The following is a 7,410-nucleotide window of genomic DNA, read 5'->3' on the forward strand; positions in this document are numbered from 1 at the left end:
ATCGCTTTGGATTGATTTGGATAAACGTCTTGTAAGCGCAATCGGGCAGGCCGATCCTATAATCCAATCAACCACACCCCGCTATCAAGGAAAATGCAAAAAGACCATGGCGACGTGGGAGTGAAAACCGGATCATTTCCAATCATAAAAACCCAAGGAGAACAGCCATGAAAAAACTTTTTGCCGTCATCGCCGCATTGGCCTTTACCGGCTCCGCATTCGCCGCAACGCACTCCGAGAAAGCGGCAGCTGGCGACGCCCCGAAGACGGATCAGCAAAACAAGATGGCCAGCTGCAACAAGGAAGCGGCCGGCATGAAGGGTGACGAGCGCAAGGCCTTCATGAAGGACTGCCTGTCCGCCAAGCCGAAGACCAGCACCGCCCAGAAAGCACAACAGGACAAGATGAAGTCCTGCAATGCGGAAGCAAAAGGGATGAAGGGCGATGAGCGCAAGAAATTCATGAGCGATTGCCTGAAAGGCTAATTCAAGCTGGCACATGCAAGGCCCGCTGGTCCGGGGCTTGCATGGTGTGGCGCGGGCGGTCTCATCGCGAACCAGCCTGCGAATCAGGGAGAGAATCAACCTCTTGGAGAATCACATGAACGGTACTACCACCCGCACCGGACCAGCGGGAACCACGACTTTCCGTCTGGTTTCCGTTGTTCTGTCCATCGCCGCTCTTGCCTTGTCGGGCTGCGCAAGCACCAACATGGCGTCGGCAACGCACGGAAACATGGCCCACAGCCAGATCAACGAGTATGACAAACCCTTCCAGGTGGATGCTTCCGCCGAATGATCCCCGCGGAAGACAACCTTTCCAGGTCCGGATTTATCTCCGGACCTGTTTATCGACCTTGTCATCGGTTATCCGCATAGCCGAACAAAGAACCTAACACCGGCCGGTCCGGAAAATCCGTCTCAGGCGGCCATGCTGCGGCACACCGCATCCACATGCCGGTGATCCGTTCCGCAGCATCCTCCCACCACCACCAGTCCCGGCAGCGCCGAGCGCAGCGACCGGTATTGCATCGCCAGTTCCTGCGGGTTGCCGTCATCCAGATCGCTGGCTTCATCCAGTTCGGCATGGCTGCGCCGCGACGCGTTCGCGCGCAGTCCGCGCAGGCGCTGCCGCCATCCGCCTTCTTCATGGAGGACGGTGTCGAAATGCGTCGGGTGAGCGCAGTTGATCATGTAATAGACCGGGTAGCCACCGGTCCGTGCATCGGTGCGCTCGATTGCATCCCTGAGCGTGTCGCCCGACGGCAACCTGCCATCCGTTTCAAGGGTAAAGGAGATCGCAACCGGCATGTCGCAGTCTTTGGCGGCCAGCACGATGCCGACTGCCTCGTCGACATAGTTCATCGTGAACGCGGCGATCATGTCGGCATCGGTCCGGGCGAACGTATCGATCTGCGCGTGGTGGTAGGCGAGGGCTTCAGCGGCGGTCATGCGCGCATCGGCGCGATAGCCGTCGCCGCGCGGGCCGAGATTGCCGCTGATGACGATGGGACTGGCGGATGTCTCGTATGCCGCGCGTACCCGCAGCAGGAGCGAGATTGCTTTCCGGTTCGCCTCGGCAAGCATGCTTGCACTGTAGCCAAGCTTTGCCGCCCAGTCAGGATTGGCCCGCCAGGTCGGCGCTTCCAGCACGGCGCCGATGCCGCGCTCGACCGCCATCGCGGCGAAGTGCTTGTAGTAATCCTCCAGCACCGCGGTGCCCGCGGCATCCTTGAGCAGGTCGAAGGATGCGAAGTAGGGAAGGTCGATGCCGTTGTGGAAGATCAGCGTGGTTTCCAGTCCGCCTTCGGTCATGAAAAGGCGGTCGCCGAGTTGCGGCAGGTTGTGGCGGTATTTGCTCATGGTCGTTTTCCTTTAGGTTGCGGTGCATCGCGAAACGGCCGCATCTCTGTCACACGCTGCGATGCGTTGTTGAAAAAACCGGTCTGTGCGCTGAAGCCGGCAGGGGTGTGAAAGTGCCCATTGCTCCGTCCGCGTCAGGGAAACGGGGCAACAGGAAGAAGTAGAATAAGAACGCCGTCGGGCTGCGGCTTCTCCCGCCTGCGACAGCGGGAAGACGGCGGCCGGGGAGCATCCCTTCCCGCAGCATGAATGCGCCATACGACATGAACAGCGACACGGGAATGGTGACCAGTTCGACGGGGGTGGGCATGGGAAATCTCTTCAAGGCGTTGTTGCGGGACGGGATGCAACGATACGTCCCGCTGTTCGTCCGCACTAAAGCCATTTCGGCAAAAAATCCGACAAAACGGACAAAACGGCCATGAATGCAAAACCGCCTGTCCGCATCGCCATCCTCGCGATGCCCGAAACGTCCGCGTCCGTGATCTACGGCATGTACGACATGTTCATGTCCGCCGGGCGGGATTGGGCGCAGATCGTGGAAGGACGCGCCGGGGTGGTGACCATGGTGCCCCGGGTGGTGTCCTGCCACGGCGACTCATTCATCGGCGGCAACAATGTCCGCATCACGCCCGACGCATCGCTGGCCGCTTGCATGGACGCCGATGTGGTCTGCGTGCCGGAACTGATGGTTGCGCCGGGTACGCCGCTGGATGGCCGCTTCCTCGAAGAAATCGCCTGCCTCAGGACATGCCATGCGGCGGGAAAGATACTGGCAACCGCGTGCTCGGGCGCCATCCTGCTTGCCGAGGCCGGGCTGCTGGACGGGTACGAAGCGACCACGCACTGGGCCTATTGCGATCTGATGACGCGCCGCTATCCCAAGGTCAAGGTGCGCACGCAGCGGGCACTGGTCGCCTCGGGTGAAGGACAGCGCCTCATCATGGCCGGCGGCGGCACTTCCTGGCTCGATCTCGCCTTGTACCTGATTGCCCGCCTTGCGGGCGTGGAGGTGGCGATGCAGACTGCGCGGGTGAATCTGGTGGACTGGAACGATATCGGCCAGCAGCCGTTCGCCAGCCTGGCCCGCACCGGGCAGGCGGAGGATGCCGTCATTGCACGCTGCCAGACGTGGATTGCCGATCATTACGCGGAGCCGTCGCCGGTCGCCGCGATGATCCGGTACAGCGGCATCCCCGAGCGCTCCTTCAAGCGCCGCTTCGAGCAGGCCACCGGGATGTCGCCGCTGGAATATGTGCATACGCTTCGTCTCGAAGAGGCCAAGCAGATGCTCGAAGCGGGCAGCGAGCCGGTGGAGGCGATCGCCAACGAAGTGGGATATGAAGACGCCGGTTTCTTCAGCCGGCTTTTCCGCCGGCATGTCAATCTGACGCCGGCACAGTACCGCAAGCGCTTCGGCGGCATGCGGAAGGCAATCCAGGCAGTCACCTAAACTCCGGGCCGCATCTCTCCGCCCGGCGTGCCGCCCGCCCTGCGGAATGGGATGTGACGCCGATTTGCAACCATGGCCGCCGCATGCCGGTTGGCTTGATCATGCTCAAGCCCCGCCCGGTACTCGCTCCTAATATGGTTGAAAAACATAAGCACTGCGTTCTCAGGGAGCTTCCACTTACCTTAGGCAAACAAGATGCTCCCCACTACAAGAGACATGGCGTTCGCAGGACGCTTATCCGTATCCGCACTGGTGGTTTCACTGGCCGCATGCGGAGGAGACAGTGGCAATTCGCCACAAACCATTGCAATGAACAACGGTGCCGCTGTGCCGCCCGCCCAGTCAGGGCAGGCAACATCGGCATCGAGTTCGATCCGCGTCATATCGTCCAGGCCGGACACGGTGAGCGGCGGCGATGCGCTCATCGAAGTAACGCTGCCGCCCGGCATCGCGAAAAAGGACTTCTCGGTCACCGTCGGCAGCAGGAATGTGACGGAAAAATTTACCGAATTCGGAAGGGGCACTTTCATTGGACTGGTCGACGGCCTCGCCGAGGGTGTCAATACGATTTCAGTCAGGCCGGAAACCGGCCGCGGCCTCGCCAGCTCGGTGCAGGTGACGAACTATCCGATCACCGGCCCGGTCTTCTCCGGCCCGCATGAGACGCCTTTCTTCTGCGAAACCGACAAGTTCGCCATGCCTGACGGCAGCAATCTCGGCGCACCGCTGGACGAGGACTGCTCGATCAGGACCCGCGTGGATTACGTCTATCGGACCACGGCGAATCCGGCTGCCTTCAGGCCCCTGACCAGTCTGACCGCGCTGCCGTCGGATGTGGCGACGACCACGACCAACGAGGGCAAGCAGGTTCCGTACGTAGTCCGCATCGAAACCGGCACCATCAACCGCGCGATCTACCAGACATCGGTCCTCCATGACCCGACCAGGGAACCGGCGCCCAGCTATGCCGTGAAGCCGAACGGCTGGAACGGCCGTCTCGTCTATACCTTCGGCGGCGGCTGCACCGGCGGCTGGTACCGGCAGGGCTCGACCACCGGCGGCGTCCTGGACGATAACATCCTCAAGCAGGGCTATGCGATGGCCTCGTCCTCGCTGAACGTGTTCGGCAATAATTGCCAGGACCTGACGGCCGCCGAATCGATGGCGATGGTGAAGGAGCGCTTCATCGAGAATTACGGCCTGCCCCGCTACACCATCGGCTGGGGCTGCTCGGGCGGCTCGTACCAGCAGCACCAGATCGCCGACAACTATCCCGGCCTGCTGGACGGCATCCTGCCCGGCTGCAGCTTCCCGGAGGTGTACTTCGGCACCGTGCACTCGATCACCGACCAGCGCCTGCTGGGCAATTATTTCCGCAACTATTTCCCGAACCAGTTCACCGAGGAACAGCAGCGCCGCGTCGCCGGCGTGCAGAACGTGAGGACGATCTACACATCGACCGTCTACAACGGCGCGCTGCGCATCGCGCCGAACACCTTCTGCCCCGACGTCCTGCCGATGGGCCTGCGTTACAACGCGGTCACTAATCCGACCGGCGTGCGCTGCGATATCTACCAGCATACGGTCAATGTATTCGGCACCGATCCGGCCACCGGCTTCGCGCGGCGTCCGCTGGATAACGTCGGCATTCAATACGGGTTGCAGGCATTGAACGAAGGCGTCATCACCGTCGAGCAGTTCCTCACGCTCAACGAGCACATCGGCGGCTACGACCGGGATGCCAACTTCAACTGGCAGCGCAACACCGCCGACCTCGAAGCGACGCGGCAGTCCTACCAGACCGGCCGTCTGACCAACGGCGGGGGCGGACTGCGGGATGTCCCGATCATCGATTACCGTGCGTATACCGATGACCGGCCGGATGGCGATATCCACCTGCGCTATCACTCCTTCTCGATGCGCGAGCGCCTGATCAAGGCCAACGGCGACGCCCGCAACCAGGTGATGCTGGTCGAGGACTTCCGTTACGGCTACTACTCCAGCACCAGTCCGCTGCTGATGCATGCCTTGGCGCAGATGGACCAGTGGCTGGAAAACATCCAGGCGGACAGGTCCAATATCAGCCAACATGAGAAAGTGGTGCGGAACAAGCCCGAGGCGCTGCAGGAGGGATGCTTTACCCGTGATGATTACCCGACCTTCATCGTGGAAGAGCAGAGGATGGATGCCGGCCGGTGCGCCGCACTCTATCCTGCGCCGGCCTCTCCACGGGCGGTGGCGGGGGCGCCGGTTGCGTCCGACATCATCAAGTGCACCCTCAAGCCGGTGACGATGAGCGACTACACGCCGGCCTTCACCCCGGAACAACAGTCACGGTTGAGGACGCTGTTCTCCGGCGGCGTGTGCGACTGGTCGAAGCCGGGCGTGGAACAGCAGGGCCTGCGCGGCACCTGGCTCTCCTTCGGCGGTGCACTCCGGCAGTAAGGCGGCAGGGTACCTTCCGACAGGAAAACGGCGGGCTTTGGCCCGCCGTTTTCTTGAGCGCGGGGCCATGCACTCAAATAAATAGCCGAAGCGATGGAACCGGACCTCGACCATTCGCCACTTAACCAGCAAGCAGTCTCCACCCGACTCAACAATTCCGTCCGGCGGCAAGCGCCTACCGGTCTTGCTTCCGGTTTCTTCGACCGTGGCGGATTGCATCCGGCGTCGGTGGCCACCCCCATGCAAGTCGCCCAACAAAAACTGGAACACCGCCCGATGCCCCACTCCCCCATTCCCGGTTCGCGCAAAAGCCCTTCGCCTGGCCGGCCGCGAGCACATGTCACATCCACGCAAGGGAATAGTCAGTCCGGCAGCGCTGCTGCGGCCGGTCCCGCCGGCACACTGCATAAACTCCACCACTCGCCGCATATGAAGGCAGCGAGGCCCGACGCCATGTCGGACCGCCCGGAATTATTCGACATCCGCGAAACCCTGTTCGGGAATACGTTCCCGAGAAATCGGCTGGCACCGGCGCACGCCGGCCTGCAGACGAAAGCTCGTGAGATACACGACGACGCCGTCCGCAGCATGAGACGCAAGGAGTCCCTGGTCCGCGAACTGGAGACAACCGGGGAAGCCATACGGGAGCTCCAGGAGATGATCGCCAGGGTGCGGAGCGCCTTTTCCTCAACAAGCCCGGCAGGACGGACTTCGCATGATGCTTAGGCGACCAATCCTTGCATGCGGAGACAAAACGGCCGGTGTCTGCGATGCCGGTCTTCACCAACATTCCAGGTAAATTCAAATGGATATTTTCGGATTAGGATTAGCCCGAACTCTCGTCGGCATAGTTGAGGATGTGGTGGATCGGAAGAAGGAGAGAGCGCAAGTACCGCCCAGGCAGCAAAAGCCTGACGCCGGCGCGAGCTCCGGTACAACCCTGGCCGCGCCCCCGAAGGCCGGCTTGCGCCAGAAACTGGAGAAGCTGGCAAAAAAAGCTTCTGTGCCGAACCCGGATAAAGTGGGTAAGCGGTCGCAGAAAACGATGGCGGGGACGAACGGGAAAAGTGAAACGCCGCTGCTCCCGGAACAACAGCAGAGTCCGGTATCCGGTTCCACTGGCTGATCGCGAGAAACGAGATCCTGAGCATCCTGCTTGACGAAATGGACGATGCCAACAGCCCTGGCATCCAATTGGCGCTGCAACCGGATAAAGATATCAAGCGCCGCATCGTGGACCTTCGTCAAGCGAATGCGAGACTGGAGTTAAGGCATCAGAGAGGCCAGTTCATTGATGAACTCCGCGCCCGTATTGAAGCCGCGCACCGACCCGGCAACTGAGGGCGGGTAGCGGGATCACCGGGCCGCCTGGAACTTCTACGAGCAGGGAAGGGCACGTGCCCTGGCGATGACTTGCGAGCGCAGCAGAACATGGCGGCATGGCCGGCCATGGCGGGAAGCTGCAATGCGGTGCTGCATATGAGGTGCTGCTCTAGTGCGTGTCCCGGCACGACGATCCTTCCTGGCGGGACACGCGCTAGTGCAGCAGTGTTCCCGTCGCGCCGATCGCGTCCCACTGCATCCATATGGAGGGATCGCCTTCTTCAAGGCTGGACAGGGCGTCCGGCCCATTCGCGTGCAGGAAGGTGG

9 protein-coding genes are annotated in these 7,410 nt (G+C 61.7%); 7 read left to right on the forward strand and 2 right to left on the reverse strand.

What is annotated here, in order from left to right; all coding sequences use genetic code 11:
• Positions 1–167 precede the first annotated feature (167 nt).
• The gene (locus VGU61_RS16940; protein WP_326860383.1) at positions 168–485 is read left to right on the forward strand and encodes a PsiF family protein; all 318 of its coding nucleotides are present in this window, start codon (positions 168–170) and stop codon (positions 483–485) included.
• Positions 486–600: 115 nt separating this feature from the next.
• Entirely contained in the window at positions 601–798 is a 198-nt protein-coding gene (locus VGU61_RS16945; protein ID WP_326860384.1) for a hypothetical protein, read from the forward strand.
• A gap of 122 nt (positions 799–920) precedes the next feature.
• On the opposite strand, the gene VGU61_RS16950 is transcribed toward VGU61_RS16945, so the two are convergent.
• Positions 921–1,862, reverse strand: a complete 942-nt coding sequence (locus VGU61_RS16950) for a homocysteine S-methyltransferase family protein (RefSeq protein WP_326860385.1) — start codon at positions 1,860–1,862, stop codon at positions 921–923.
• Positions 1,863–1,911: 49 nt separating this feature from the next.
• Positions 1,912–2,172, reverse strand: coding sequence for a hypothetical protein (locus VGU61_RS16955; protein ID WP_326860386.1), 261 nt, complete (start codon positions 2,170–2,172; stop codon positions 1,912–1,914).
• Between the two features lie 111 nt (positions 2,173–2,283).
• On the opposite strand from VGU61_RS16955, the gene VGU61_RS16960 reads away from it, so the two are divergent.
• The 5 genes from VGU61_RS16960 (at position 2,284) to VGU61_RS16980 (ending at position 7,101) form a co-directional block, all read left to right on the forward strand.
• The gene (locus tag VGU61_RS16960) at positions 2,284–3,315 is read left to right on the forward strand and encodes a GlxA family transcriptional regulator (RefSeq protein ID WP_326860387.1); all 1,032 of its coding nucleotides are present in this window, start codon (positions 2,284–2,286) and stop codon (positions 3,313–3,315) included.
• A gap of 309 nt (positions 3,316–3,624) precedes the next feature.
• Entirely contained in the window at positions 3,625–5,760 is a 2,136-nt protein-coding gene (locus VGU61_RS16965; protein WP_326860388.1) for a DUF6351 family protein, read from the forward strand.
• A 93-nt stretch (positions 5,761–5,853) separates the two neighbouring features.
• Positions 5,854–6,486: a hypothetical protein gene (locus tag VGU61_RS16970; protein WP_326860389.1), complete on the forward strand. Its 633-nt coding sequence runs from the start codon at positions 5,854–5,856 to the stop codon at positions 6,484–6,486.
• A 79-nt stretch (positions 6,487–6,565) separates the two neighbouring features.
• The gene (locus VGU61_RS16975; RefSeq protein WP_326860390.1) at positions 6,566–6,886 is read left to right on the forward strand and encodes a hypothetical protein; all 321 of its coding nucleotides are present in this window, start codon (positions 6,566–6,568) and stop codon (positions 6,884–6,886) included.
• 38 nt (positions 6,887–6,924) lie between these two features.
• Positions 6,925–7,101: a hypothetical protein gene (locus VGU61_RS16980; RefSeq protein WP_326860391.1), complete on the forward strand. Its 177-nt coding sequence runs from the start codon at positions 6,925–6,927 to the stop codon at positions 7,099–7,101.
• The last annotated feature ends 309 nt before the right edge of the window (positions 7,102–7,410 follow it).

It is taken from the genome of Noviherbaspirillum sp. (assembly GCF_035944575.1).
Classification (GTDB): domain Bacteria; phylum Pseudomonadota; class Gammaproteobacteria; order Burkholderiales; family Burkholderiaceae_D; genus Noviherbaspirillum.

What these genes read in the sequence shown, in the direction of transcription:
- VGU61_RS16940 (WP_326860383.1), top strand. Translation starts at nt 168, where the DNA reads ATGAAAAAACTTTTTGCCGTCATCGCCGCATTGGCCTTTACCGGCTCC.
- VGU61_RS16945 (WP_326860384.1), top strand. Translation starts at nt 601, where the DNA reads ATGAACGGTACTACCACCCGCACCGGACCAGCGGGAACCACGACTTTC.
- VGU61_RS16950 (WP_326860385.1), bottom strand. Translation starts at nt 1,862, where the DNA reads ATGAGCAAATACCGCCACAACCTGCCGCAACTCGGCGACCGCCTTTTC.
- VGU61_RS16955 (WP_326860386.1), bottom strand. Translation starts at nt 2,172, where the DNA reads ATGCCCACCCCCGTCGAACTGGTCACCATTCCCGTGTCGCTGTTCATG.
- VGU61_RS16960 (WP_326860387.1), top strand. Translation starts at nt 2,284, where the DNA reads ATGAATGCAAAACCGCCTGTCCGCATCGCCATCCTCGCGATGCCCGAA.
- VGU61_RS16965 (WP_326860388.1), top strand. Translation starts at nt 3,625, where the DNA reads ATGAACAACGGTGCCGCTGTGCCGCCCGCCCAGTCAGGGCAGGCAACA.
- VGU61_RS16970 (WP_326860389.1), top strand. Translation starts at nt 5,854, where the DNA reads ATGGAACCGGACCTCGACCATTCGCCACTTAACCAGCAAGCAGTCTCC.
- VGU61_RS16975 (WP_326860390.1), top strand. Translation starts at nt 6,566, where the DNA reads ATGGATATTTTCGGATTAGGATTAGCCCGAACTCTCGTCGGCATAGTT.
- VGU61_RS16980 (WP_326860391.1), top strand. Translation starts at nt 6,925, where the DNA reads ATGGACGATGCCAACAGCCCTGGCATCCAATTGGCGCTGCAACCGGAT.